Source organism: Pseudomonas deceptionensis, assembly GCF_900106095.1.
Taxonomy (GTDB): domain Bacteria; phylum Pseudomonadota; class Gammaproteobacteria; order Pseudomonadales; family Pseudomonadaceae; genus Aquipseudomonas; species Aquipseudomonas deceptionensis.
This window is the reverse complement of the sequence record NZ_FNUD01000002.1, coordinates 2536724-2563522: the sequence shown is the minus strand read 5'-3', so window position 1 is coordinate 2563522 and position 26799 is coordinate 2536724. Positions and strand designations below refer to the sequence as shown.

The following is a 26799-nucleotide window of genomic DNA, read 5'->3' as shown; positions in this document are numbered from 1 at the left end:
GAAGGCGCCTTTTTTACTGCGTTGTTACATCAAGCCATTTCGACTGAAGTTTCATACTCGAAGGTCAGCTCGCCATTCTCCAGGTCGATGTGTACCACACCGCCATGGTCGGCCAGTTCGCCAAAGAGGATTTCCTCGGCCAGCGGACGCTTGATCTTGTCCTGGATCAAACGCGCCATCGGGCGTGCGCCCATCAGTGCGTCATAGCCACCCGCGGCCAACCAGCCACGCGCCGCGTCCGACACCTCAAGCTGCACGTGCTTGTCTTCCAGCTGCGCCTGCAGTTCGGTAAGGAACTTGTCCACCACATGCTTGATAACCTCGTGACTGAGGCGACCAAACTGAATGATGGTGTCCAGGCGGTTACGGAACTCGGGGGTGAAGCTCTTCTTGATCGCTTCCATGGCATCGGAAGCATGATCCTGATGAGTAAACCCGATCGAAGCCCGAGAAGCCGTTTCAGCACCCGCGTTGGTGGTCATGATGACGATCACGTTGCGGAAGTCTGCCTTGCGCCCGTTGTTATCGGTCAGCGTACCGTGGTCCATGACCTGCAACAGCAGGTTAAAGACTTCCGGGTGCGCCTTTTCGATCTCGTCGAGCAGCAATACGCAGTGAGGCTGTTTGGTGATGGCCTCGGTCAGCAAACCGCCCTGGTCAAAGCCCACGTAGCCTGGAGGGGCACCGATCAGACGCGATACGGTGTGGCGCTCCATGTACTCGGACATGTCGAAGCGGATCAGCTCGATGCCCAATGCCTTGGCCAATTGACGCGCGGCCTCGGTTTTGCCCACACCGGTGGGACCTGCGAACAGGAACGAACCCACTGGTTTGTCAGGCGACTTGAGCCCGGCACGGGACAGCTTGATCGCCGTCGACAACGAGTCGATCGCCGCATCCTGACCGAACACGGTCAAACGCAGGTCACGTTCAAGGTTGCGCAACAGCTCCTTGTCGGAGACGGAGACGTGTTTAGGCGGAATACGGGCGATTTTCGCCACGATGTCTTCAACCTGAGCCACTTCAATGCGCTTGACCCGTTTCTCGACCGGCTGCAGGCGCTGATAGGCACCCGCCTCGTCGATCACGTCGATGGCCTTGTCCGGCATGTGCCTGTCATTGATGTAGCGCGAAGCCAGCTCAGCCGCTGCGCGCAGGGCCTCATCGCTGTACTCGATGCCGTGATGCTGTTCGAAGCGACCCTTGAGCCCGCGCAGGATGCCGATGGTGTCTTCAACAGAAGGCTCGGACACGTCGACTTTCTGGAAGCGGCGCGCCAGGGCACGATCTTTCTCGAAGATCCCGCGAAATTCCTGGAACGTGGTAGAGCCGATGCAACGAATGTCACCTGAAGACAACAAAGGCTTGAGCAGGTTGGAAGCATCCATCACGCCGCCAGAGGCCGCGCCCGCACCGATAATGGTATGAATTTCGTCGATGAACAGAATCGCCTGAGGGCGTTTTTTCAGCTCACCGAGCAACGCCTTGAAGCGCTTCTCAAAATCGCCACGGTACTTGGTGCCCGCCAGCAAGGCGCCGAGATCAAGGGAGTAGACGATGCTGTTAGCCAGCAGGTCCGGCACCTGATTGTCGACGATACGCTTGGCCAGGCCCTCGGCAATCGCGGTTTTACCCACACCTGCCTCGCCGACCAGCAACGGGTTGTTTTTGCGACGCCGCGCCAGGATCTGGGCAACTCGCTCAACTTCCATTTCACGCCCGACCAGCGGGTCGATACGGCCCTGGCGGGCCAGTTCGTTCAGGTTGCTGGCATAGGCGTCCAGAGGATTGCTCGAAGATGACGATTCGCCACCCTCTTCATCCTGCATTTCATGGTCGCCGTCGGTGTGATCACCATGCCCCGGTACCTTGGAGATGCCGTGGGCAATGAAGTTGACGACATCAATGCGCGCCACGCTCTGCTGCTTGAGCAGGAACACCGCCTGGCTTTCCTGTTCGCTGAAGATGGCAACCAGCACATTTGCGCCCGTCACTTCACGCTTGCCGGAGCTTTGCACGTGGAATACGGCACGCTGCAAGACACGCTGGAAGCCCAGGGTTGGCTGGGTTTCACGGTCTTCGTCGTGGACGGGAATCAGGGGAGTCGTGGAGTCAATAAACTCTTGCAGGTCATGCTTGAGTTTGTCGAGGTTTGCGCCACAGGCGCGTAGAACGGTTGCGGCCGCCTCATTATCCAAAAGCGCTAAAAGGAGATGCTCAACCGTCATGAACTCATGACGCTTGGAGCGGGCTTCCTTGAAGGCAAGATTGAGGGTGACTTCGAGCTCGCGATTTAACATGGCTTCACCTCATACCCAAGTGGTCGGCGTTAACCGTCCTTCTCGATTTCACAGAGTAGCGGATGCTGGCTTTCACGCGCGTACTGGTTTACCTGCATGGCCTTGGTCTCGGCGATATCGCGGGTAAAAATTCCGCACACGGCCCGTCCTTCTGTATGGACGGCCAGCATGACCTTGGTCGCCAATTCGCGATTCAAGTTAAAGAACACCTCAAGTATTTCGACAACGAAATCCATGGGTGTGTAGTCATCGTTAAACAAAACCACCTTGTACATCGGCGGCGCCTGAAGCGCAGGCTTAGCCTCTTGCACAGCCAAGCCAGCGGAATCTTCGTAATCAGAATCCGGATGATCCTGATTGAATGTTAGTCGAGTCTGGCTGATTGCATGCATGGAAAAAAAGGTTCGTCGTAGGTTGTGCAGATACAGTGATGGAGGCAAACGTGTCAAATTTCAACCGCGCCGCCGCGTGACCTTGACTATCGGTAAAACGGTGTTACAACCATTACTGCCCACAGTGGGAAAAATGGTCCGCACAGTCAACCATAATTACTGGTTTCTGTGCGAGTGAACTGGATGATACTCCAGTGATGGAGTTGTTTGCAGCAGAGGGATATGAGTATGCAAGGCAAGGTCAAGTGGTTCAACAACGCGAAAGGCTTCGGCTTTATTAATACGCAGGCCAAGGAAGGCATCGACGAACACGGAAACACGATCGACTTTTTTGCACATTTTTCAGCAATCCAGATGGATGGTTACAAGACCCTCAAGGCCGGCCAGCCTGTGAGCTTCGAAATCACCCAGGGCCCCAAGGGCCTGCATGCTGTTGCTATCACTAACGCCCAGCCCGCCGCCGCCCCGACGACTGAGCTAGAGGTGACTACCCTCACGGTCTGACCCGCCGCAGAATCCGACGCATAAAAAAACCGGTCGACTCCATCACGCGAGTCGACCGGTTTTTTATGCCTGATCAGCTCACATGTGCGCGATCAGCGCATCGCCGAAGCCCGACGACGAAACCAGCGTAGCGCCATCCATCAGCCGCTCGAAGTCGTAGGTCACGGTTTTGGCCGAGATCGCACCATTGGTGCCCTTGATGATCAGGTCTGCCGCCTCGACCCAGCCCATATGCCGCAGCATCATTTCTGCAGACAGAATCAAGGAGCCCGGATTGACCTGGTCCTTGCCCGCATATTTGGGCGCCGTGCCGTGGGTAGCTTCGAACATGGCAATGGTGTCCGACAGGTTGGCCCCCGGCGCAATGCCAATGCCCCCCACTTCAGCGGCCAAGGCATCGGACAGGTAGTCACCGTTGAGGTTGAGCGTCGCAATCACGTCATATTCAGCCGGGCGCAACAGGATCTGCTGCAGCATGGCGTCGGCAATCGCATCCTTGACTACCACCTTGCGCCCGGTTTTCGGATTCTTGAACTGCATCCAGGGGCCGCCATCGAGCAAGGTAGCGCCGAACTCTTCGGCAGCCACCTCATAGGCCCACTCCTTGAAGGCACCTTCGGTGAACTTCATGATGTTGCCCTTGTGAACAATGGTCAGCGACTCGCGGTCGTTATCCACCACGTATTGCAGCGCCTTGCGCGCCAGACGCCGGGTACCTTCCCGGGACACAGGCTTGACGCCGATCCCGCAGTCCTGGTCGAAACGGATCTTGGTCACGCCCATTTCTTCTTTCAGGAACTTGATGACTTTGATCGCCTCGGGCGAACCGGCCTTCCATTCGATCCCGGCATAAATGTCTTCGGAGTTCTCGCGAAAGATCGTCATGTCGACGTCGCCGGGCTTTTTGACCGGGCTGGGCACGCCTTCAAACCAGCGCACCGGGCGCAGGCATACATACAGATCGAGTTGTTGGCGCAGGGCCACGTTCAGCGAGCGAATGCCACCACCCACCGGGGTTGTCAGCGGGCCCTTGATGGACACCACGTAATCCTTCACCGCATCCAGGGTTTCCTGGGGCAGCCAGGTATCCTGGTCGTAGACCTGGGTGGCTTTCTCCCCCGCATAGACTTCCATCCAGGAGATCTTGCGCTTGCCGGCGTAGGCCTTGCTGACAGCTGCATCGACAACCTTGATCATCACCGGGCTGATATCGACGCCAATTCCATCGCCTTCAATGTAGGGGATGATGGGGTTGTCAGGAACATTGAGAGAGTGGTCGGCGTTGACGGTGATTTTCTCACCTGCGGCTGGAACCTTGATCTTGTTGTATCCCATGCTGAACTCCATTTGTGGGTGGAACATCATGCCGATCCCGAGCGTACCCCAGTTAAATCGACACGCAAACTTAATGTTCCGCACACACCGCTCCAGCCGCTGCCAACCGCCCTGACAACCCCGTAAACAGGGGGTAAAACGCCAAAAATAAGGGCATTTTGACGCAGGGTCTTAGACCAATGGATGATTCGTGATAAGCGCCACCCCTCGCAGCAACCTTAGTGACCTATGTATACTGCGCCGGTGACCACGGAGTCACTGTGAAACACCTACTGGAATGAGTCTTTCAGGCCTAGAAAGGCTGAGCCGTTACCCCGGTTCGACCGCTTGACGCTCTACTGATGCATTCACATCACCGCGAAGAACCTCGACTTTCGGTTCATTGTTCACTGTGAACGAAAGCGCCTACCCTGCGCATCTCGAGAATCTGAGCACGCTCAGCAAAGAAGAGAGTTAATCCGAAATGCCCAACCGTTCGAAGATCATCTATACCTTCACCGACGAAGCTCCGGCGCTCGCCACCTATTCACTGCTGCCTATCATCGAAGCCTTCACTGCGCCCGCTGATATTGCTGTTGAGACGCGTGACATCTCCCTTGCAGGCCGCATTCTCGCCAGCTTCCCCGAGCAATTGGGTGCCAAGGCCGTAGCGGACCACCTCGCCGAACTGGGCGCCCTGGCCGTTACACCTGAAGCCAACATCATCAAGCTGCCTAACATCAGCGCCTCGGTCCCGCAATTGCAGGCCGCGATCAAAGAACTGCAAGCGCAGGGCTTCGACATCCCGGACTACCCGGAAACCGTGACCACTGACGCCGACAAAGAAGTCAAAGCGCGTTACAGCAAAGTCATGGGCAGCGCCGTAAACCCGGTACTGCGCGAAGGCAACTCTGACCGCCGCGCACCGCTGTCGGTCAAGAACTACGCTCGCAAGCACCCGCACAAAATGGGCGCCTGGGCTGCAGACTCCAAGTCCCACGTTGCTCACATGAGCGAAGGCGACTTCTACGCCAGCGAAAAAGCCGCCCTGATCGAAGCGCCGGGCAGCGTTAAAATCGAACTGATCGCTCAAGACGGCACCACCACCGTCCTGAAAGAAAAAACCGCCGTTCAGGCCGGTGAGATCATCGACTGCTCCGTCATGAGCAAAAAAGCCCTGCGTCAGTTCATAGCGGCCGAAATCGAAGACGCCAAGAAGCAAGGCGTATTGTTCTCGGTTCACTTGAAAGCCACCATGATGAAGGTCTCCGACCCGATCATGTTTGGTCAGATCGTGGCCGAGTTCTACAAGGACGCGCTGGAAAAACACGCTGACATCCTGAAAGAAATCGGTTTCAACCTGAACAACGGTATCGGCGATCTGTACGCCCGCATCAAGGCGCTGCCAGCCGAGAAGCAAGCTGAAATCGAAGCCGACATCCAGGCCGTGTACGCCAACCGCCCTGCGCTGGCCATGGTCAACTCCGACAAAGGCATCACCAACCTGCACGTGCCGAGCGACGTAATCGTCGACGCCTCGATGCCGGCCATGATTCGTGATTCCGGCAAGATGTGGAACACCGAAGGCAAGCTGCAAGACACCAAGGCCGTGATCCCGGATCGCTGCTACGCCACTATCTACCAGGCGACCATCGAAGACTGCCAGAAGCACGGCGCTTTCGATCCGACCACCATGGGCAGCGTGCCAAACGTTGGCCTGATGGCGCAAAAAGCCGAAGAGTACGGCTCCCACGACAAGACTTTCCAGATCAAGGCCGACGGCGTTGTTCGCGTGACTGACAGCAACGGCAACGTGCTGATGGAACAAAAAGTCGAAACCGGCGATATCTGGCGCATGTGCCAGGTTAAAGACGCGCCGATCCGCGACTGGGTCAAACTGGCCGTCAACCGCGCTCGCGCCAGCAACACCCCGGCCGTGTTCTGGCTCGATCCAAAGCGTAGCCACGACGCCCAGATGATCAAAAAGGTAGAAGCCTACCTGAAGGATCACGACACCAGCGGCCTGGACATTCGCATCATGGCGCCGGTAGACGCCATGAACTTCACCCTGGAACGCACCCGCAAGGGTCTGGACACCATCTCGGTGACCGGCAACGTACTGCGCGACTACCTGACTGACCTGTTCCCGATCATGGAACTGGGCACCAGCGCCAAGATGCTGTCGATCGTTCCGCTGATGAATGGCGGCGGTCTGTTCGAAACCGGCGCAGGCGGTTCGGCTCCCAAGCACGTTCAACAGCTGCTGGAAGAGAACTTCCTGCGCTGGGACTCGCTGGGTGAATTCCTGGCACTGGCTGCTTCCCTGGAGCACCTGGGCACAACCTACAACAACCCGAAAGCGTTGGTGCTGGCCAAGACCCTGGACCAGGCTACCGGCCAGTTCCTCGACAACAACAAATCGCCATCGCGCAAAGTCGGCAACATCGACAACCGCGGTAGCCACTTCTACCTGGCGCTGTACTGGGCTCAGGCCCTGGCTGCCCAGACTGAAGACAAAGAGCTGCAAGCCCAGTTTGCTCCAGTAGCAAAAGCCATGGCCGAGAACGAGGCAAAAATCGTTGCCGAACTCAACGCCGTGCAGGGCAAGCCAGTCGACATCGGTGGCTACTACCACGCCGACGCCGACAAGCTGAGCAAAGTGATGCGCCCTAGCGCCACGCTGAACGCGATCATCGCCTCACTGGTGTAAGAGCAACAGGCAACACCACAGACCCCGGCCCACGACGCCGGGGTTTGTGTTTTATAGATGAACACAAAACCTGTGGGCGCGAGCCTGCTCGCGAAGATCGTTATGGACAGAGTATTTAGTGGATAATCGCGGTGCTCTTGATATTTTCGCGAGCTGGCTCGCTCCCACAGCTTAATCACCCTCGAGAACACCCCATGGAATGGAAACCCCACATCACCGTCGCCACTGTCGTTGAAGACAATGGCCGCTTTCTGATGGTTGAAGAACTCAAGCGCGACCGCGCAGTACTCAACCAACCGGCCGGGCATCTGGACCCGAACGAGAGCCTGATCGAGGCCGCCATCCGCGAAACCCTCGAAGAAACCGGCTACGACGTCGAACTGACCGGCGTAATCGGCATTTACCTCTACACCGCCCCCAGCAACGGCGTGACCTACCAACGCATCTGCTTTGCCGGCAAAGCCCTCAGGCATCACCCCGATTACCAGCTGGATACAGGCATCATCGGCCCGCTCTGGCTGACCCGCGACGAGCTGATCGAGCAACGCGATCGCTGGCGCAGCGAGCTGACCCTGCAGTGCATCGACGATTATCTGGACGGTAAACTGTTCGACCTGACGTTAATCCGCCCTTCGGTTTAGCCTTGAGCGCTCGGGCCTGCTAGAATCGCGTCCTTTTTCAAGACACTCATTGAAACCTTATGCGTGATCCAGCCTTAGTCGCCCCCGAAAAGCAGCGCGTCATTGTCGGCATGTCCGGCGGTGTTGATTCTTCCGTTTCCGCCGTTCTGCTCATGGAGCAGGGCTACCAGGTGGAAGGCCTGTTCATGAAGAACTGGGAGGAAGACGACGGAACGGATTACTGCACCGCCATGGATGATCTGGCAGACGCCCAGGCCGTGTGCGACAAAATTGGCATCAAGCTGCACACTGCCAACTTTGCCGCCGAGTACTGGGACAATGTGTTCGAACACTTCCTGGCCGAATACAAGGCCGGTCGTACGCCGAACCCGGACATCCTGTGCAATCGCGAAATTAAGTTCAAGGCGTTCCTCGACTACGCCCTGATGCTCGGCGCCGACCTGATCGCCACCGGCCATTATGTTCGCCGTCGCGACATTGATGGCCGTACAGAGCTGCTCAAAGGCCTTGATCCGAACAAGGACCAAAGCTACTTCCTGCACGCCGTCGGCGGCGAACAGATCGCCAAAACCCTGTTCCCGGTCGGCGAGCTGGAAAAACCCGAAGTGCGCAGGATCGCTGAAAAGCACGATCTGGCCACGGCGAAGAAAAAAGACTCCACCGGGATCTGCTTTATCGGCGAGCGCCGTTTCAGCGACTTCCTCAAGCAATACCTGCCGGCACAGCCTGGCGAGATCAAGAACACCGAAGGTGAAGTCATCGGCCGCCACCACGGCCTCATGTATCACACCATCGGCCAGCGTCAGGGCCTGGGCATCGGCGGTCTGAAAGACGCCAGCGACGAGCCGTGGTACGTGCTGATCAAGGATCTGGAGCACAACGAGCTGATCGTCGGCCAAGGCAACGATCACCCGTGGCTGTTCTCTGGCGCCCTGCTCGCCTCCGAAATCTACTGGGTCAACCCGATCGACCTCAGCACCCCGCGCCGTCTGACGGCCAAGGTCCGGTATCGCCAAGGCGATCAACCCTGCACCCTGGAAAAAACCGCCACGGGCTACCGCGCCACCTTCGATGACCCGCAACGCGCGGTCACCCCCGGCCAGTCCGTGGTGTTTTACGAGGGTGAAGTGTGCCTGGGTGGCGGTGTGATCGAAGTGGCGGAGCCCTGGTCGAGCAAGGGCAAGCGGCCATGAATACCACTCAGGAGCAACTGGTAGCCCTGGGTGGCGTGTTCCTCGCCGCGGTACTGGTGGACAAGATCGCCAAGACCGGGCAAGTGAGCGAAGCCGACCTGAGCTGCATGCTCGGCAGCCTGTTGATTCGCGACCCCAAGGACACTCTGGAAGTGTACGGCGGTGACGACATCAACCTGCGTGAAGGCTATCGCGCCCTGATCGGCGCCCTTGAGCGCGACCCCAACACCCTGCAGCGCGAGCCCTTGCGCTACGCACTCTCGATGCTCGGGCTTGAGCGCCAGCTGGCCAAGCGCAATGACATGATGGAGCTGATCGGCAAGCGTTTGCCGCAGATCCAGTCCCAGGTCGAGCATTTCGGCCCGGCGCACGAGAACGTGGTTGCTGCCTGTGGCGCGCTGTATCAGGACACCCTGAGCACCTTGCGCCAGCGGATCCAGGTACACGGCGACATGCGCAATCTGCAACAACCGAACAATGCCTCAAAGATTCGCGCCCTGCTGCTGGCCGGTATCCGCTCAGCACGGCTTTGGCGTCAATTGGGCGGCCACCGCTGGCAGCTGGTCATCAGCCGCCGCAAGCTGCTCAAAGAGCTTTACCCCATGCTGCGCGGCAACTGAAGCACGCCAGCAAGCACGCTTTGTAACGTCGATACGCGTATGACGCCGGTCAGTTGGCAACGGACCGGCCGTTTTTTTCATGTATGATACGCGCCCCATTTCGTTGCCCGACTGTCCGAGAACACCCCATGCAGCTTTCTTCGCTCACTGCGGTTTCCCCTGTTGACGGCCGCTACGCCGGCAAAACCCAGGCCCTGCGCCCAATTTTCAGCGAATACGGCTTGATCCGTGCTCGCGTTCTGGTTGAAGTCCGCTGGCTCCAGCGCCTGGCTGCTCACGCTGCCATCCCTGAAGTCCCGGCCTTCTCCGCCGAAGCTAACGCCGTTCTCAATGAACTGGCCGAAAACTTCTCTCTGGAACACGCCGAGCGCGTCAAAGAGATCGAGCGCACCACCAACCACGACGTAAAAGCCATTGAGTACCTGCTCAAGGAACAGGCCGCCAAGCTGCCTGAACTGGCCAACGTCAGTGAGTTCATCCACTTCGCCTGCACCAGCGAGGACATCAACAACCTGTCCCACGCCCTGATGCTGCGCGAAGGCCGTGATGACGTGATGCTGCCGCTGATGCGTCAAACCGCTCAAGCCATCCGCGAACTGGCCATCAAGTTCGCTGACGTGCCAATGCTGTCGCGCACCCATGGTCAACCGGCTTCGCCGACCACCCTGGGCAAAGAACTGGCCAACGTGGTTTACCGTCTGGAGCGTCAAATCGCCCAGGTTGCAGCCGTACCGCTGCTGGGTAAAATCAACGGCGCCGTGGGCAACTACAACGCCCACCTGTCGGCCTACCCGGACATCGACTGGGAAGAAAACGCCCGCGCCTTCATCGAAGACGAGCTGGGCCTGGGTTTCAACCCGTACACCACCCAGATCGAACCGCACGATTACATCGCCGAGCTGTTTGACGCCATCGCACGCTTCAACACCATCCTGATCGACTTCGATCGCGATATCTGGGGCTACATCTCCCTGGGCTATTTCAAGCAGCGCACCATCGCTGGCGAAATCGGTTCCTCGACCATGCCGCACAAGGTCAACCCGATCGACTTCGAAAACTCCGAAGGCAACCTGGGTATCGCCAACGCCCTGTTCCAGCATTTGGCCAGCAAGTTGCCAATCTCCCGCTGGCAGCGCGACCTGACCGACTCCACCGTACTGCGCAACCTCGGTGTCGGCTTCGCCCACAGCGTGATCGCGTACGAAGCCAGCCTCAAAGGCATCAGCAAACTTGAGCTGAATGCTCAAAAAATCGCTGCTGACCTGGACGCTTGCTGGGAAGTTCTAGCCGAGCCGATCCAGACCGTGATGCGCCGCTACAACATTGAAAACCCGTACGAGAAGCTCAAAGAGTTGACCCGCGGCAAGGGCATCAGCCCACAAGCACTACAAACTTTCATCGACGGCCTTGAAATGCCGGAAGCGGCCAAAGCCGAGCTGAAGCTGCTGACCCCTGCCAACTACATTGGCAACGCGGTCGAGCAAGCCAAGCGTATCTGATCGCTGCAACGACCTATTAACGCCCGGCCGTGCCGGGCGTTTTTATTCCCGATTACAAAGTGCAATTTTTCAATAGGTTACACATGAATCCTGATATTCCTCTTCAACTTCTGGGTGGCATCACTGCGCGCGAGTTCATGCGTGACTACTGGCAGAAAAAACCGCTGCTGATCCGCCAGGCCATTCCTGATTTCGAAAGCCCGATCGACCCCGACGAACTGGCCGGTCTGGCACTCGAAGAAGAAGTCGAATCGCGCCTGATCATCGAGCACGGCGAGCGCCCATGGGAATTGCGCCGCGGCCCGTTTGGCGAAGACGAATTCAGCAAACTGCCAGAGCGCGAGTGGACCCTGCTGGTACAAGCAGTCGATCAGTTCGTGCCTGAAGTCGGCGAATTGCTGGAGAACTTCCGTTTCCTGCCGAGCTGGCGCATCGACGACGTGATGATGAGCTACGCCGCTCCGGGTGGCAGCGTCGGCCCGCACTTTGACAACTACGACGTGTTCCTGCTGCAAGGCCACGGCAAGCGCCACTGGCAGATCGGCCAGATGTGCGACTCCGACAGCAAGCTGCTGGAGCACGCCGACCTGCGCATCCTCGCCGACTTCGAGGCCACCGACGAGTGGACCCTGGAACCCGGCGACATGCTTTACCTGCCGCCACGCCTGGCCCATTGCGGCGTAGCCGTGGACGAGTGCCTGACTTACTCGGTGGGCTTCCGCGCCCCGAGCGCCGCTGAAGTACTGACCCACTTCACCGACTTCCTGAGCCAGTACCTGCCGGACGAAGACCGCTACACCGACGCCGATGCGCAGCCGGTGAGCGACCCTCACCAGATCCAGCACGACGCCCTCGACCGCCTCAAGGGCCTGCTGGCCGAGCACATGAGCGATGAGCGCATGCTGTTGACCTGGTTCGGCCAGTTCATGACCGAGCCGCGTTATCCGGAACTCGTGACCGGCCCCGAGCTCGAAGAAGAAGACCTGTTGGGCAGCCTGGAACAGGGCGCCATCCTGATCCGCAACCCGAGCGCCCGTCTGGCATGGTCCGAAGTCGATGAAGACCTGCTGCTGTTCGCCAGCGGTCAAAGCCGCCTGTTGCCGGGCAAAATGCGCGAGCTGCTAAAAATGATTTGTGCCGCCGATGCGCTGCACACTGACAACCTCGGCGCATGGCTGGCCGACGAAGATGGTCGCAACCTGCTCTGCGAGCTGGTTAAACAAGGAAGCCTGGGGTTCGCTGATGAATAGCATTCACGTACGTGTCGCCGACTGGCAAAAGGACAACGCCGAACTTCGACGCATTCGTGAGGCGGTTTTTATTGCCGAACAATCTGTACCGCCTGAACTGGAGTGGGATGCAGACGATGCCGATGCCGTGCATTTTCTGGCCTATGAAGGCGACTTTCCGATTGGTACCGCCCGGCTGTTGCCGGACGGCCATATCGGGCGCGTGTCAGTGCTCAAGGACTGGCGCGGGCTGAAAGTCGGCGACGCGCTGATGCAAGCCACCATCCTTGAAGCTGAAAAGCGCGGGCTGAAGCAGCAAATGCTCAGCGCACAAGTGCATGCCACGCCGTTCTATGAGCGACTGGGCTTCAAGATCGTCAGCGCAGAATTCCTGGAAGCAGGGATTCCGCACGTTGATATGGTGCGCGCGAGCTAACTGCCACACCCATCTTTGTGGGAGCGAGCCTGCTCGCGAAGGCTGCTAGCGCGGCGCTCTTGAAAACGTCGCGAGCAGGCTCGCTCCCACAGTAGTTTTGCAAAACGCCCTGCCATCTTCGGATCGCGGGGCGTTTTGCTATCTGGCACACTCCCTTCAAGCTTTTTCAGCATTGCGGAGATAACGGACATGTCCCTACGCGCCATCATCGCCAGCCTCTTGCTGGCATCCAGCCTCAGCGCCCAGGCCGACACGCAGGTCATCACCCTGCAGAACCGCACCAGCACGGAGCTGCTCCCCATCGCCCAAAACTTTGTCGGCAAAAACGGCAAGGTCAGCGCTTACGGCAATCAATTGATCGTCGAGGCATCTGCCTCAAAAATTCAAAACCTCGAAGACCTGCTCTCGAAACTCGACAAGCCTGCCAGACGCTTGCTGATCACTGTCGACACCCGCGACAGCAACCTCGCGGACACCGCCCCGAACACCCGCGTAATCAGTACCGCAAGCCGCGACGGCGGCACTCAGAAAATCCAGACCACCGAGGGCACCCCTGCATTCATTCAAACAGGGCAAAGCGTGCCACTAACCAGCATCCAGACAGACGTTTATGGCCGGGTGATGGCGCAGACCGACTATCGCAACGTCACCCAGGGCTTTTACGTCACCGCCAGCGTTACGAGTGAAACGGTACACCTGGCGATCAGCACAACCCGCGACCGCATGAGTCAGGAACAGCCGGATGTAGTGAACACACAAAGTACCGACACACACGTCAGCGGGCCTTTGGGGCAATGGATCACCCTGGCGGGCATCAACGGCCGCAATCAAGACGACAATCAGGCGCAAACCCGCAGTTACTCTACTCAAAGCCGGGATGACATGACGGTTCGGGTAAAAGTCGACGCACTCGACCAAAAGGGCCAAAACTGACTGGGGAGTCGTTTTTTCGCAATTATGTAGTGTTATAAAAAAAGCACTACAAAACATTTGACGCCTCAAAAATGCAAGGGCATGATGGCCCCGCTCCCGCTGATCAGAGGCCCCGCAAAGGCTCTGGGGCCTGTACTGCCCGAAGCGAGCAGCCATTCACGCACAGACTCAAACAACATTGTTGTGTGCCTGGTGGAGCAACCACTTTTCAATCCAGACCTATGCGACGAGGTTTACCACCATGGCACTGACACGCGAACAGCAAATTGCAGCCCTTGAGAAAGACTGGGCCGAAAACCCACGCTGGAAAGGCGTGACTCGCGATTACTCCGCTGCTGACGTGGTCCGCCTGCGCGGCTCGGTTCAACCCGAGCACACCTTTGCAAAAATGGGTGCCGACAAGCTGTGGAAACTGGTGACACAGGGCGCACACCCGTCCTTCCGTCCTGAGAAAGATTTCGTCAACTGCATGGGCGCCCTGACCGGGGGCCAAGCAGTGCAACAGGTGAAAGCCGGTATCCAGGCTATCTACCTGTCGGGTTGGCAAGTGGCGGCAGACAACAACTCTGCCGAATCCATGTACCCGGACCAATCGCTGTACCCGGTGGACTCCGTTCCAACCGTGGTCAAACGCATCAATAACTCGTTCCGTCGTGCCGACCAGATCCAGTGGAAAGCCGGTAAAAACCCGGGCGACGAGGGTTACATCGACTACTTCGCACCGATCGTGGCTGACGCTGAAGCCGGTTTCGGCGGCGTTCTGAACGCTTACGAGCTGATGAAAAGCATGATTGAAGCGGGCGCCGCCGGCGTTCACTTCGAAGACCAGCTGGCCTCGGTTAAAAAATGCGGCCACATGGGCGGCAAGGTACTGGTGCCAACCCAGGAAGCCGTTCAAAAGCTGACCGCTGCCCGTCTGGCTGCTGACGTTGCCGGCACGCCGACCATCATCCTGGCCCGCACCGACGCCAACGCGGCTGACCTGCTGACCTCTGACTGCGACCCGTACGATCAGCCGTTCGTAACTGGCGAGCGCACCAAGGAAGGCTTCTACAAAGTACGCGCCGGCCTGGACCAAGCCATCGCTCGCGGTCTGGCATACGCTCCTTATGCCGACCTGATCTGGTGCGAAACGGCCAAACCGGACCTGGACGAAGCCCGTCGCTTTGCTGAAGCGATCAAAAAGGAATACCCGGACCAACTGCTGTCGTACAACTGCTCGCCTTCCTTCAACTGGAAGAAAAACCTGGACGACGCGACCATCGCCAAGTTCCAGCGCGAACTGTCGGCAATGGGCTACAAGCACCAGTTCATCACCCTGGCGGGCATTCACAACATGTGGCACAGCATGTTCAACCTGGCGCACGACTACGCCCGCAACGACATGACTGCCTACGTGAAACTGCAAGAGCAGGAATTCGCTGACGCCTCCAAAGGCTACACCTTTGTGGCGCACCAGCAGGAAGTGGGCACCGGCTACTTCGACGACATGACCACCGTCATCCAGGGTGGCTCGTCTTCGGTGACCGCCCTGACCGGCTCGACGGAAGAAGAACAGTTCCACTGATCACAGCAAACGGCTGATTTAGGCCAGACAAAATAAACCCGCAACTTCCGAAGAAGCTGCGGGTTTATTGTTTTTAATGGCCAGCAAGCAAAAGCGAATTCCAAATTACGGTAGATCTACAGGTAGCGGCCCAAGCCAAGAAAACACTCCGCCTGCTGCGGCTGAATACATAAAGCCAGGGCAATCTAGGCCACCAGTCCCCCATCCACTGGCATGGCGATGCCAGTTACATAAGAGGCTTCATCTGAAGCCAACCAGTAAATGGTATTGGCAACTTCTTCTTTTTCACAGATACGATTCAAGGGATAGGTGCTTGCAGCCTGCTCCAGCTCTTGCCCGAAAATATCTTCCAGCATGGGTGTTTTGACAAACCCGGGGCACACTGCATTTATCCGAACCCCAAAGGGTGCGTACTCTCTGGCAGCAGCCCTGGTCATTCCCACCAAGGCATGCTTGCTCGCGGTGTAAGCAGTACCGCCAGTGACGCTGGCACGCAGCCCGGCCAATGAAGCTACATTGACGATACTCCCCCGCCCCAGCTCTCGCATGCGAGGCAGAACAGCCTTCATGCACAACCATGGCGCTTTGACATTGGTCGCCATGACATCGTCGAAAATATCGTCTGCATAATCTTCGGTCAACGTGAAGGACGACCCTTCAATACCCATGCTGTTAATCAGACAATCCACTGGAGGGTGATTCGCTTTGATCTCCTGGAAAACCGCACTCAACGCAACAGAGTCACGCATATCGACTGCATAACCGTGCGCCCGAGCCCCCATCGCATGAAGGCTTTCGCACAATTCCTGGTTTTTCGCCTCCCGCCGCGAACAGATAATTACTTCGTACCCTTCCCTTGCAAAGCGCCAGGCACAGGCTTCGCCAATACCTGAATTGCCGCCGGTAATCACCACAAGTTTATTCATGACACACACTCATTATTATTGTTCGAAGACTGGAGAGTATTGCGGTATGACGGCTGCCAATGCACAAACAGGGCTTGCAGGTTCGCCCTGTAAATCAAAGATCACATAGTCAGAGGCTAATTATCCGGCACCCGACAATCAAGCCTGCGGGGCAAGCTGATGACCAAGAATATTTCGACACGATATGTACCAAACCCTGATGGATCGGGGCGTTTTTTCCTGAAGACTCCCGCAAACCCTGTAGTCGCTGCCGAGGCACGTAGGCTGTGAGTAGCCTGGTACACCACGCCGCCAAAACTGCTGACACGCCCGGTCAGAAAAATCGAGGACACGTTTTTTTACGGCCGCTTCGCGACGGATCGAAGCCTTTGCGCCTCATCAACTACCACAAGAGACCAATCCGTCGAAAAAACTGACCCAGATCCATAAGCCGAAACCGGATTCAGGTTAAAAAGCCAAGTTCAAAACTTGCGAAGTGCGCATATATAAGCCAACTTCAACCGGGACACAGCACGGCGCCGCACTCAAACAATATTGATTATCATTTAGAGTGGCTATTGTTGATTACCGGCGCGGTAAAACATAATCAACAAAACTCGCTGTAACGCCCGCAGCACAAGGCTTACAGCACATTCCAGGAAGGCCATACCACTAAAGGACTGAATTAATTCATCTTAGAAAATTTACTTGCTGGGTGTTTAGCCATAAAATCCCGGCCACCAATAGCACTGCGACATAACGTCACTGCTTTATTTCTTTTTCAAGCTCAGAGACTCTTGCTCTCTGTTAAGGATTACCAGCATGCCCGAAGCGACAGGACTCATAGCCCATAACTGGGGCTTTGCCATTTTCCTTCTCGGCGTTGTCGGCCTTTGTGCCTTCATGCTTGGCGTCTCCAGCCTCCTCGGGTCAAAAGCCTGGGGTCGCAGCAAAAACGAACCGTTCGAGTCGGGCATGCTACCTACCGGTGGCGCCCGCTTGCGGCTCTCAGCCAAATTCTATCTGGTCGCGATGTTGTTCGTGATCTTCGATATCGAAGCCCTCTATCTCTTTGCATGGTCTGTGTCCGTTCGCGAAAGCGGCTGGACCGGATTCGTCGAAGCTCTCGTTTTCATAGCAATTCTGTTGGCAGGCCTTGTCTACCTATTTCGGGTGGGTGCTCTTGATTGGGCACCGGAAGCTCGTCGCAAGCGGCAGGCCAAGCTGAAACAATGAGGCTTTGGCAATGCAATACGAACTTACCAGGATCGACCCGGACGCTCCTAACGAGCAATATCCGATCGGCACACGGGAAACCGTAGCCGATCCGTTAGAAGATCAAGTCCACAAAAACATCTTCATGGGCAAGCTTGAAGACGTGCTGAACAATACCGTCAACTGGGGGCGTAAAAACTCCCTGTGGCCGTATAACTTCGGCCTGTCTTGCTGCTACGTGGAGATGACCACCGCCTTCACGGCTCCCCACGACATCGCGCGCTTTGGCGCCGAAGTTATCCGGGCATCGCCGCGTCAGGCGGATTTCATGGTTATTGCCGGTACCTGCTTCATCAAGATGGCGCCGATCATTCAGCGTCTCTATGAGCAAATGCTTGAGCCTAAATGGGTTATCTCCATGGGTTCTTGCGCCAACTCCGGCGGCATGTACGACATCTACTCCGTGGTCCAAGGGGTCGACAAGTTCTTGCCCGTGGACGTTTACGTGCCTGGCTGCCCACCCCGCCCAGAGGCTTTTCTGCAAGGCTTGATGCTCTTGCAAGAGTCGATTGGCCAGGAGCGTCGCCCACTTTCCTGGGTCGTCGGCGAACAAGGCGTTTATCGCGCCGAGATGCCGTCGCAAAAGGAACAGCGCCGCGAACAGCGTATTCAGGTCACCAACCTGCGCAGCCCCGACGAAGTCTGATCCAGCGCCGTTTCTATCAATAGAACGAAACACTGGCTTCATTCTTTACGTTGAACGAAAGCGATAAAAAACCATGACTACAGGCTCCGCTCTGTACATCCCGCCTTATAAGGCTGACGACCAAGATGTGGTTGTCGAACTCAATACCCGTTTTGGCCCTGAGGCGTTCACCGCCCAGGCCACGCGCACCGGCATGCCGGTGCTTTGGGTTACCCGCGCAAAACTGGTTGAAGTCCTGACCTTCCTGCGTAACCTGCCAAAACCTTACGTCATGCTCTATGACTTGCACGGTGTAGACGAACGTCTGCGTACCAAGCGTCAGGGCCTGCCATCGGGTGCAGACTTCACCGTCTTCTATCACCTGATGTCGCTTGAACGTAATAGTGACGTAATGATCAAGGTCGCCTTGTCCGAGAGCGACCTCAGCGTACCGACCGTGACCGGCATCTGGCCGAACGCCAACTGGTACGAGCGCGAAGTCTGGGACATGTTCGGCATCGACTTCAAAGGTCACCCTCACCTGACCCGCATCATGATGCCGCCGACGTGGGAAGGTCACCCGCTGCGCAAGGACTTCCCTGCCCGCGCCACTGAATTTGATCCGTACAGCCTGACCCTGGCCAAGGTGCAGCTGGAAGAAGAAGCTGCACGTTTCCGCCCTGAAGACTGGGGCATGAAGCGTTCCGGCGAAAACGAGGACTACATGTTCCTCAACCTGGGCCCGAACCACCCTTCGGCCCACGGTGCCTTCCGCATCATCCTGCAGCTGGACGGTGAAGAAATCGTCGACTGCGTGCCAGACGTCGGTTACCACCACCGTGGTGCCGAGAAAATGGCAGAACGCCAGTCCTGGCACAGTTTCATCCCGTACACCGACCGTATCGATTACCTCGGCGGCGTGATGAACAACCTGCCGTACGTGCTCTCGGTCGAGAAGCTGGCCGGCATCAAAGTTCCGGATCGGGTCGACACCATCCGCATCATGATGGCCGAGTTCTTCCGTATCACCAGCCACCTGCTGTTCCTGGGTACTTACATCCAGGACGTGGGCGCCATGACCCCGGTGTTCTTCACTTTCACCGACCGTCAGCGCGCTTACAAAGTGATCGAAGCCATCACCGGCTTCCGTCTGCACCCGGCCTGGTACCGCATCGGCGGCGTTGCGCACGACCTGCCGCGCGGTTGGGAAAAACTGGTTCAGGAATTCATCGACTGGATGCCAAAGCGTCTGGACGAGTACCAGAAAGCCGCTCTGGACAACAGCATCCTGCGTGGCCGTACCATCGGCGTCGCCGCCTACAACACCAAAGAGGCCCTGGAATGGGGCGTCACCGGTGCTGGCCTGCGTTCGACCGGTTGTGATTTCGACATCCGTAAGGCACGCCCGTACTCCGGCTACGAGAACTTCGAATTTGAAGTCCCGCTGGCGGCCAACGGCGATGCGTACGATCGTTGCATCGTGCGTGTCGAAGAAATGCGTCAGAGCCTGAAAATCATCGAGCAGTGCATGCGCAACATGCCGGCTGGCCCGTACAAGGCGGATCACCCGCTGACCACGCCGCCGCCTAAAGAACGCACGCTGCAGCACATCGAGACCTTGATCACGCACTTCCTGCAAGTTTCGTGGGGCCCGGTCATGCCGGCCAACGAATCCTTCCAGATGATCGAAGCGACCAAGGGCATCAACAGTTATTACCTGACGAGCGATGGCGGCACCATGAGCTACCGCACCCGGATTCGCACCCCAAGCTTCCCGCACCTGCAGCAGATCCCTTCGGTGATCAAAGGTGAAATGGTCGCGGACTTGATTGCGTACCTGGGTAGTATCGATTTCGTTATGGCCGACGTGGACCGCTAAGCATGAACAGCACGCTTATCCAGACAGACCGTTTCGCCCTGAGCGAAACCGAGCGCTCTGCCATCGAGCACGAGATGCATCACTACGAAGATCCGCGCGCAGCGTCGATCGAAGCCCTGAAGATCGTTCAGAAGGAACGCGGCTGGGTGCCGGACGGCGCGATTTACGCCATCGGCGAACTGCTGGGCATCCCTGCCAGCGACGTTGAAGGTGTGGCCACGTTCTACAGCCAGATCTTCCGTCAGCCCGTTGGGCGTCACATCATTCGCGTGTGCGACAGCATGGTCTGCTACATCGGTGGCCACGAATCCGTGGTTGGCGAAATCCAGAACAAGCTGGGCATCGGCCTGGGCCAGACCACTGCTGACGGCCGCTTCACGCTGCTGCCGGTGTGCTGCCTGGGCAACTGCGACAAGGCGCCGGCGTTGATGATCGACGACGACACATTCGGTGACGTGCAGCCTGCTGGCGTCGCCACGTTGTTGGAGGCCTACCCATGACCCTGACTTCTTTCGGCCCTGCCAACCTGATCAAGCGTTCGGCAGAAACCCACCCCCTGACCTGGCGTCTGCGTGACGACGGCGAGCCGGTATGGCTCGACGAGTACCAGGCCAAGGACGGTTACGCCGCTGCGCGCAAGGCTTTCGCTGACATGGCGACGGACGATATTGTCCAGACCGTGAAAGACGCCGGCCTCAAGGGCCGCGGCGGTGCGGGCTTCCCCACGGGCGTGAAGTGGGGGCTGATGCCTAAAGACGAGTCCATGAACATCCGTTACCTGCTGTGTAACGCCGATGAAATGGAACCCAACACCTGGAAAGACCGCATGCTGATGGAGCAACTGCCCCATCTGCTGATCGAAGGCATGCTGATCAGTGCCCGTGCACTGAAAACCTACCGCGGCTACATCTTCCTGCGTGGCGAGTACACCACCGCGGCAGTGCACCTGCGCCGTGCTGTTGAAGAAGCCAAGGCAGCAGGCCTGCTGGGCAAGAACATCCTGGGCTCGGGGTTTGACTTCGAACTGTTTGTTCACACCGGCGCCGGGCGTTACATCTGCGGTGAAGAAACCGCACTGATCAACTCCCTCGAAGGCCGTCGCGCCAACCCGCGTTCCAAGCCGCCATTCCCGGCCGCTGTGGGCGTATGGGGCAAGCCGACCTGCGTGAACAACGTTGAAACCCTGTGCAACGTACCGGCCATCATCGGCAACGGCGTTGACTGGTACAAATCCATTGCTCGCGAAGGCAGCGAAGACATGGGCACCAAGCTCATGGGCTTCTCCGGCAAAGTGAAGAACCCTGGCCTGTGGGAACTGCCGTTTGGCGTGACCGCCCGCGAGCTGTTCGAAGACTACGCCGGTGGCATGCGCGACGGCTTCAAGCTCAAGTGCTGGCAGCCAGGCGGTGCCGGTACGGGCTTCCTGTTGCCAGAGCACCTGGACGCACAAATGTACGCCGGCGGTATCGCCAAGGTTGGCACCCGTATGGGTACAGGCCTGGCCATGGCCGTGGACGACAGCGTCAACATGGTGTCCTTGCTGCGCAACATGGAACAGTTCTTTTCTCGCGAATCGTGCGGTTTCTGCACCCCTTGCCGCGATGGCCTGCCATGGAGCGTCAAGCTCCTGATGGCCATCGAACATGGCGAAGGTCAGCCCGGCGATATCGAGACCCTGCTGGGTCTGGTCGGTTTCCTCGGCCCTGGCAAGACGTTCTGTGCTCACGCACCGGGTGCCGTGGAGCCATTGGGCAGCGCGATCAAGTACTTCCGTCCAGAGTTCGAAGCCGGTATTGCCCAGGCAAAACCCGGTATACCGCCTCTGGCACGCCCGATTGTAATCGGCGCGTAACGCTCTGAAGGAGAGCGGTCTGTGCCGCTCTCTGATCGTTCGATAACGCCGTAAGGCTGAGTTGCTTCGAACGCATAACAAGATTCCATTAGCCACGCCCGCTGACACCGGGCCAACGAAGACCTTTGAACCATGGCCACTATCCACGTAGACGGCAAAGATCTCGAAGTCGATGGGGCAGACAACCTGTTACAGGCGTGTCTGTCGCTAGGCCTCGATATCCCGTATTTCTGCTGGCACCCTGCCCTGGGCAGTGTTGGCGCTTGCCGCCAATGCGCCGTCAAGCAGTACACCGACGAGAACGACAAGCGTGGTCGTATCGTCATGTCTTGCATGACCCCGGCCACCGACGGTAGCTGGATCTCCATCGACGACGAAGAAGCGAAAGTGTTTCGCGCCAGCGTTGTTGAATGGCTGATGACCAACCACCCGCACGACTGCCCTGTGTGTGAAGAAGGCGGTCACTGCCACCTGCAAGACATGACCGTGATGACCGGCCACAACGAGCGCCGTTATCGCTTCACCAAGCGTACCCACCAGAACCAGCAACTGGGCCCGTTCATTTCCCACGAAATGAACCGCTGCATCGCCTGCTATCGCTGCGTACGCTTCTATAAAGACTACGCAGGCGGCACTGACCTCGGCGTATTCGGCGCCCACGACAACGTGTACTTCGGTCGCGTTGAAGACGGCGTGCTCGAAAGCGAGTTCTCGGGCAACCTCACCGAAGTCTGCCCGACCGGCGTATTCACCGACAAAACCCACTCCGAGCGGTACAACCGCAAGTGGGACATGCAGTTCTCGCCAAGCATCTGCCACGGTTGCTCCAGCGGCTGCAACATCAGCCCGGGCGAGCGCTATGGCGAATTGCGTCGTATCGAAAACCGCTTCAACGGTTCGGTCAACCAGTACTTCCTTTGCGACCGTGGCCGTTTCGGCTATGGCTACGTCAACCGCACAGATCGCCCGCGTCAGCCATTGCTGGCCGACGGCACCAAGCTGAGCCTGGACGCTGCACTGGACAAAGCCGCTGACCTGCTGCGCGGTCGCAACATCGTCGGTATCGGTTCGCCCCGCGCCAGTCTCGAAAGCAACTACGCGTTGCGCGAACTGGTCGGCGCCGAGCATTTCTACTCAGGTATCGAAGCCGGTGAGCTGGACCGCATCCGTCTGGTGCTGCAAGTATTGAAAGACAGCCCGCTGCCAGTGCCGAACATGCGCGAGATCGAAGATCACGATGCCATTTTCGTCCTCGGCGAAGACCTGACCCAGACAGCCGCCCGTATGGCGCTGTCGCTGCGTCAATCGGTCAAGGGCAAGGCCGAAGAAATGGCCGATGGCATGCGCGTACAGCCTTGGCTCGACGCCGCCGTGAAAAACATCGGTCAACACGCCTTGCACCCGCTGTTCATCGCAAGCCTGGCTGAAACCAAGCTTGATGACGTGGCCGAAGAATGCGTCCACGCAGCACCGGACGATCTGGCCCGCATCGGTTTTGCAGTCGCCCACGCCATCGACGCCAGCGCACCTGCCGTTGCCGGTCTGGACGCTGAAGCCCTGGAACTGGCGCAACGCATTGCCAACGCTCTGCTCGCTGCTAAACGTCCGCTGATCATTGCCGGTACTTCCCTGGGCTCCAAAGCCCTGATCGAAGCCGCAGGCAACATCGCCAAAGCACTTCACCTGCGCGAAAAGGCCGGCTCCATCAGCCTCATCGTGCCGGAAGCCAACAGCCTTGGCCTGGCCATGCTGGGCGGCGACTCGGTAGACGCAGCCCTGCAAGCGGTGATCGACGGTAAAGCCGACGCCATCGTGGTGCTGGAAAACGACCTGTTCACCCGCGTTGACGCGGTCAAGGTCAACGCTGCACTGGACGCTGCCAAAGTGGTGATCGTTGCCGACCACCAGAAGACTGCGACCACCGACCGTGCCGATCTGGTACTGCCGGCCGCCAGCTTCGCTGAAGGCGACGGTACTCTGGTCAGCCAGGAAGGCCGCGCCCAGCGCTTCTTCCAAGTGTTCGACCCGACTTACCTGGACGCCAACATTCTGGTTCACGAAGGCTGGCGCTGGTTGCACGCCCTGCGCAGCACCCTGCTGAACAAGCCGGTTGACTGGACCTTGCTCGACCACGTCACGCAAGCCACTGCTGCAAGCACACCTGCACTGGCCCGCATCGTTGATGCCGCGCCGTCTGCTGCGTTCCGCATCAAAGGCATGAAGCTGGCCCGCGAACCGCTGCGTTACAGCGGCCGTACCGCCATGCGCGCCAACATCAGCGTGCACGAGCCTCGCACCCCGCAAGACCCGGACACCGCGTTCGCCTTCTCCATGGAAGGTTACTCGGGCTCCGTCGAACCGCGTCAACAAGTGCCGTTCGCCTGGTCGCCGGGCTGGAACTCGCCACAAGCGTGGAACAAGTTCCAGGACGAAGTCGGTGGTCATATCCGCGCTGGCGACCCGGGCACCCGCCTGATCGAAAGCGAAGGTGATTCGCTGAGCTGGTTCGCCAACATTCCGGGCGCTTTCAACCCGGCACGTGGCACTTGGCAAGTGGTTCCGTTCTTCCACCTGCTGGGCAGCGAAGAGAACTCTTCCAAGGCCGCGCCGGTTCAAGAGCGCATTCCGGCTGCTTACATCGCACTGGCCAAATCGGAAGCCGACCGCATGGGTGTCAATGATGGCGCCCTGCTCAGCCTCAACGTCGCCGGCGTGACCCTGCGTCTGCCGCTGCGTATCAATGAAGAGCTGGGTTCGGGTCTGGTGGCATTGCCTGCAGGGCTTGCCGGTATCCCGCCTGCGATCTTTGGCCTTACCGTTGACGGTTTGCAGGAGGCAGCCCAATGACCTGGTTTACGCCTGAAGTGATCGACGTGATTATCTCGGTGCTCAAAGCCGTGGTGATCCTGCTCGCCGTAGTCGTTTGCGGCGCGCTGCTCAGCTGGGTAGAGCGTCGCCTGCTGGCCTTGTGGCAAGACCGTTACGGTCCGAACCGCGTTGGCCCGTTCGGCGCGTTCCAGATCGCAGCCGACATGATCAAGATGTTCTTCAAGGAAGACTGGACGCCACCGTTTGCCGACAAGGTGATCTTCACCCTGGCACCGGTTGTGGCCATGAGCGCCTTGCTAATCGCCTTCGCGATTATCCCGATCACCCCGACCTGGGGCGTGGCGGATCTGAACGTCGGTATCCTGTTCTTCTTCGCCATGGCCGGTCTGTCGGTCTATGCGGTGTTGTTTGCAGGCTGGTCGAGCAACAACAAGTTCGCGCTGCTGGGTGCCTTGCGTGCCTCGGCACAGACGGTTTCCTACGAAGTGTTCATGGGCCTGGCGCTGATGGGCATCGTGGTGCAGGTTGGCTCGTTCAACATGCGCGACATCGTTGAGTACCAGGCGCAGAACCTGTGGTTCATCATTCCGCAGATCTTCGGTTTCCTGACCTTCTTCATCGCAGGCGTGGCCGTGACTCACCGTCACCCCTTCGACCAGCCAGAAGCAGAACAGGAACTGGCCGATGGTTACCACATTGAATACGCCGGCATGAAGTGGGGCATGTTCTTCGTTGGTGAGTACATCGGGATCGTGTTGATCTCGGCGTTGCTGGTGACTTTGTTCTTCGGTGGCTGGCACGGGCCTTTCGGCATTCTGCCGCAGATCCCGTTTATCTGGTTCGCCCTGAAGACCGCGTTTTTCATCATGATCTTCATCCTGCTGCGCGCTTCTATTCCGCGCCCACGGTATGACCAAGTGATGGACTTCAGCTGGAAGTTCTGCCTGCCGCTGACCCTGATCAATTTGCTGGTGACCGCCGCAGTCGTGTTGTTGAACACGCCCGCCGGCGCGGTTCAGTGAGGATAGAGACCCATGTTCAAGTACCTGTTTGACATCGTGCATGGCACCTACACCCAGCTTCGCAGCTTGGTGATGGTGTTTGGCCATGCCTTCCGCAAGCGTGACACGCTGCAATACCCGGAAGAACCGGTCTACCTGCCACCACGCTACCGTGGCCGGATTGTCCTGACCCGCGACCCGGACGGCGAAGAGCGTTGTGTAGCCTGTAACCTGTGCGCCGTAGCGTGCCCGGTAGGCTGCATCTCGCTGCAAAAAGCCGAAACCGAAGATGGTCGCTGGTACCCGGAGTTCTTCCGCATCAACTTCTCACGCTGCATTTTTTGCGGTCTGTGTGAGGAAGCCTGCCCGACCACCGCGATCCAGCTGACACCGGATTTCGAGATGGCCGAGTTCAAACGTCAGGATCTGGTGTACGAGAAAGAAGATCTGCTGATCTCCGGTCCCGGTAAGAACCCTGATTACAACTTCTATCGTGTTGCGGGTATGGCCGTTGAAGGCAAGCCGAAAGGCGCTGCCCAGAACGAAGCCGAGCCGATCAACGTGAAGAGCTTGCTGCCTTAAGGAAGAACGATGGAATTCGCTTTCTATTTCGCATCGGGTGTCGCTGTCGTGTCCACGCTACGCGTGATCACCAACACCAACCCTGTGCACGCCCTGCTCTACCTGATTATTTCGCTGATTGCCGTGGCGATGACGTTCTTTAGCCTGGGCGCACCCTTTGCCGGTGTGCTCGAAGTGATCGCTTACGCCGGTGCCATCATGGTGCTGTTTGTGTTCGTGGTGATGATGCTCAACCAGGGCCCAGCCTCGGTGACGCAAGAACGCCATTGGCTAAAACCGGGCATCTGGATCGGGCCGAGCATTTTGTCGGCCATCCTGCTGGCCCAATTGCTGTACGTGCTGTTCGCTCACCAGAGCGGTGCTGCAATCGGCCAAACCACTATTGATGCAAAAGCCGTGGGCATCAGCCTGTTCGGCCCGTATCTGCTGGTGGTCGAACTCGCCTCGATGCTGCTGCTTGCTGCAGCGGTGACGGCGTTCCACTTGGGCCGCACTGAGGCGAAGGAGCAATAA

At 58.2% G+C, this 26799-nt stretch carries 23 protein-coding genes; 19 read left to right on the top strand and 4 right to left on the bottom strand.

Annotated elements, in window-relative coordinates; translation table 11 throughout:
* Positions 1-29: 29 nt before the first annotated feature.
* Positions 30-2300 (bottom strand): ATP-dependent Clp protease ATP-binding subunit ClpA, encoded by a 2271-nt coding sequence (gene clpA / locus BLW11_RS11770; protein ID WP_048358563.1) that lies wholly within the window; start codon positions 2298-2300, stop codon positions 30-32.
* 29 nt (positions 2301-2329) lie between these two features.
* Entirely contained in the window at positions 2330-2692 is a 363-nt protein-coding gene (gene clpS / locus BLW11_RS11765; protein ID WP_048358564.1) for an ATP-dependent Clp protease adapter ClpS, read from the bottom strand.
* A 228-nt stretch (positions 2693-2920) separates the two neighbouring features.
* On the opposite strand from clpS, the gene BLW11_RS11760 reads away from it, so the two are divergent.
* A complete protein-coding gene (locus tag BLW11_RS11760; protein WP_048358565.1) occupies positions 2921-3196 on the top strand; it encodes a cold shock domain-containing protein in 276 nt (91 codons plus the stop codon).
* 78 nt (positions 3197-3274) lie between these two features.
* Here the strand turns inward: BLW11_RS11760 and icd are convergent, their stop codons facing one another.
* The gene (gene icd, locus BLW11_RS11755) at positions 3275-4531 is read right to left on the bottom strand and encodes an NADP-dependent isocitrate dehydrogenase (protein ID WP_048358566.1); all 1257 of its coding nucleotides are present in this window, start codon (positions 4529-4531) and stop codon (positions 3275-3277) included.
* Between the two features lie 463 nt (positions 4532-4994).
* On the opposite strand from icd, the gene BLW11_RS11750 reads away from it, so the two are divergent.
* The 9 genes from BLW11_RS11750 (at position 4995) to aceA (ending at position 15338) form a co-directional block, all read left to right on the top strand.
* Positions 4995-7220 carry an NADP-dependent isocitrate dehydrogenase gene (locus BLW11_RS11750; protein WP_048358567.1) on the top strand — a complete coding sequence of 742 codons (2226 nt, stop codon included), beginning with the start codon at positions 4995-4997 and terminating at the stop codon, positions 7218-7220.
* Between the two features lie 194 nt (positions 7221-7414).
* Positions 7415-7861, top strand: coding sequence for an NUDIX hydrolase (locus tag BLW11_RS11745; protein ID WP_048358568.1), 447 nt, complete (start codon positions 7415-7417; stop codon positions 7859-7861).
* A gap of 59 nt (positions 7862-7920) precedes the next feature.
* A complete protein-coding gene (gene mnmA, locus BLW11_RS11740; RefSeq protein WP_048358569.1) occupies positions 7921-9054 on the top strand; it encodes a tRNA 2-thiouridine(34) synthase MnmA in 1134 nt (377 codons plus the stop codon).
* A complete protein-coding gene (gene hflD / locus BLW11_RS11735) occupies positions 9051-9674 on the top strand; it encodes a high frequency lysogenization protein HflD (RefSeq protein WP_048358570.1) in 624 nt (207 codons plus the stop codon). The genes mnmA and hflD overlap by 4 nt, the downstream gene beginning before the upstream one ends.
* 128 nt (positions 9675-9802) lie before the next feature.
* Positions 9803-11173: an adenylosuccinate lyase gene (purB, locus tag BLW11_RS11730; RefSeq protein ID WP_048358571.1), complete on the top strand. Its 1371-nt coding sequence runs from the start codon at positions 9803-9805 to the stop codon at positions 11171-11173.
* An 83-nt stretch (positions 11174-11256) separates the two neighbouring features.
* Positions 11257-12423 (top strand): ribosomal protein uL16 3-hydroxylase, encoded by a 1167-nt coding sequence (locus BLW11_RS11725; protein WP_048358572.1) that lies wholly within the window; start codon positions 11257-11259, stop codon positions 12421-12423.
* Positions 12416-12838 carry a GNAT family N-acetyltransferase gene (locus tag BLW11_RS11720; RefSeq protein WP_048358573.1) on the top strand — a complete coding sequence of 141 codons (423 nt, stop codon included), beginning with the start codon at positions 12416-12418 and terminating at the stop codon, positions 12836-12838. The genes BLW11_RS11725 and BLW11_RS11720 overlap by 8 nt, the downstream gene beginning before the upstream one ends.
* Positions 12839-13027: 189 nt before the next feature.
* Positions 13028-13771 carry a secretin N-terminal domain-containing protein gene (locus BLW11_RS11715; RefSeq protein ID WP_048358574.1) on the top strand — a complete coding sequence of 248 codons (744 nt, stop codon included), beginning with the start codon at positions 13028-13030 and terminating at the stop codon, positions 13769-13771.
* Positions 13772-14012: 241 nt separating this feature from the next.
* Entirely contained in the window at positions 14013-15338 is a 1326-nt protein-coding gene (aceA, locus tag BLW11_RS11710) for an isocitrate lyase (protein WP_048358575.1), read from the top strand.
* Positions 15339-15523: 185 nt separating this feature from the next.
* On the opposite strand, the gene BLW11_RS11705 is transcribed toward aceA, so the two are convergent.
* A complete protein-coding gene (locus BLW11_RS11705) occupies positions 15524-16264 on the bottom strand; it encodes an SDR family NAD(P)-dependent oxidoreductase (RefSeq protein WP_048358576.1) in 741 nt (246 codons plus the stop codon).
* A gap of 801 nt (positions 16265-17065) precedes the next feature.
* Between BLW11_RS11705 and BLW11_RS11700 the strand changes: the two genes are divergently transcribed.
* From BLW11_RS11700 to nuoJ, 9 genes are all read left to right on the top strand, one after another.
* Positions 17066-17479, top strand: coding sequence for an NADH-quinone oxidoreductase subunit A (locus BLW11_RS11700; protein WP_048358577.1), 414 nt, complete (start codon positions 17066-17068; stop codon positions 17477-17479).
* A gap of 10 nt (positions 17480-17489) precedes the next feature.
* Complete coding sequence (locus BLW11_RS11695; RefSeq protein ID WP_048358578.1) at positions 17490-18164, top strand: NuoB/complex I 20 kDa subunit family protein; 675 nt, start codon at positions 17490-17492, stop codon at positions 18162-18164.
* A gap of 73 nt (positions 18165-18237) precedes the next feature.
* Positions 18238-20022 carry an NADH-quinone oxidoreductase subunit C/D gene (gene nuoC / locus BLW11_RS11690; RefSeq protein WP_048358579.1) on the top strand — a complete coding sequence of 595 codons (1785 nt, stop codon included), beginning with the start codon at positions 18238-18240 and terminating at the stop codon, positions 20020-20022.
* A 2-nt stretch (positions 20023-20024) separates the two neighbouring features.
* Positions 20025-20522: an NADH-quinone oxidoreductase subunit NuoE gene (gene nuoE, locus BLW11_RS11685; RefSeq protein ID WP_016780198.1), complete on the top strand. Its 498-nt coding sequence runs from the start codon at positions 20025-20027 to the stop codon at positions 20520-20522.
* Entirely contained in the window at positions 20519-21874 is a 1356-nt protein-coding gene (nuoF, locus tag BLW11_RS11680; RefSeq protein ID WP_048358580.1) for an NADH-quinone oxidoreductase subunit NuoF, read from the top strand. Before nuoE ends, nuoF begins: the two co-directional genes overlap by 4 nt.
* A gap of 132 nt (positions 21875-22006) precedes the next feature.
* A complete protein-coding gene (nuoG, locus tag BLW11_RS11675; RefSeq protein ID WP_048358581.1) occupies positions 22007-24721 on the top strand; it encodes an NADH-quinone oxidoreductase subunit NuoG in 2715 nt (904 codons plus the stop codon).
* Positions 24718-25725 carry an NADH-quinone oxidoreductase subunit NuoH gene (gene nuoH / locus BLW11_RS11670; protein ID WP_019828518.1) on the top strand — a complete coding sequence of 336 codons (1008 nt, stop codon included), beginning with the start codon at positions 24718-24720 and terminating at the stop codon, positions 25723-25725. The genes nuoG and nuoH overlap by 4 nt, the downstream gene beginning before the upstream one ends.
* A 12-nt stretch (positions 25726-25737) precedes the next feature.
* On the top strand, positions 25738-26286 hold the full coding sequence (gene nuoI, locus BLW11_RS11665; protein WP_016780194.1) for an NADH-quinone oxidoreductase subunit NuoI: 549 nt from the start codon (positions 25738-25740) through the stop codon (positions 26284-26286).
* 9 nt (positions 26287-26295) lie between these two features.
* Positions 26296-26799 carry an NADH-quinone oxidoreductase subunit J gene (gene nuoJ, locus BLW11_RS11660; RefSeq protein ID WP_019828520.1) on the top strand — a complete coding sequence of 168 codons (504 nt, stop codon included), beginning with the start codon at positions 26296-26298 and terminating at the stop codon, positions 26797-26799.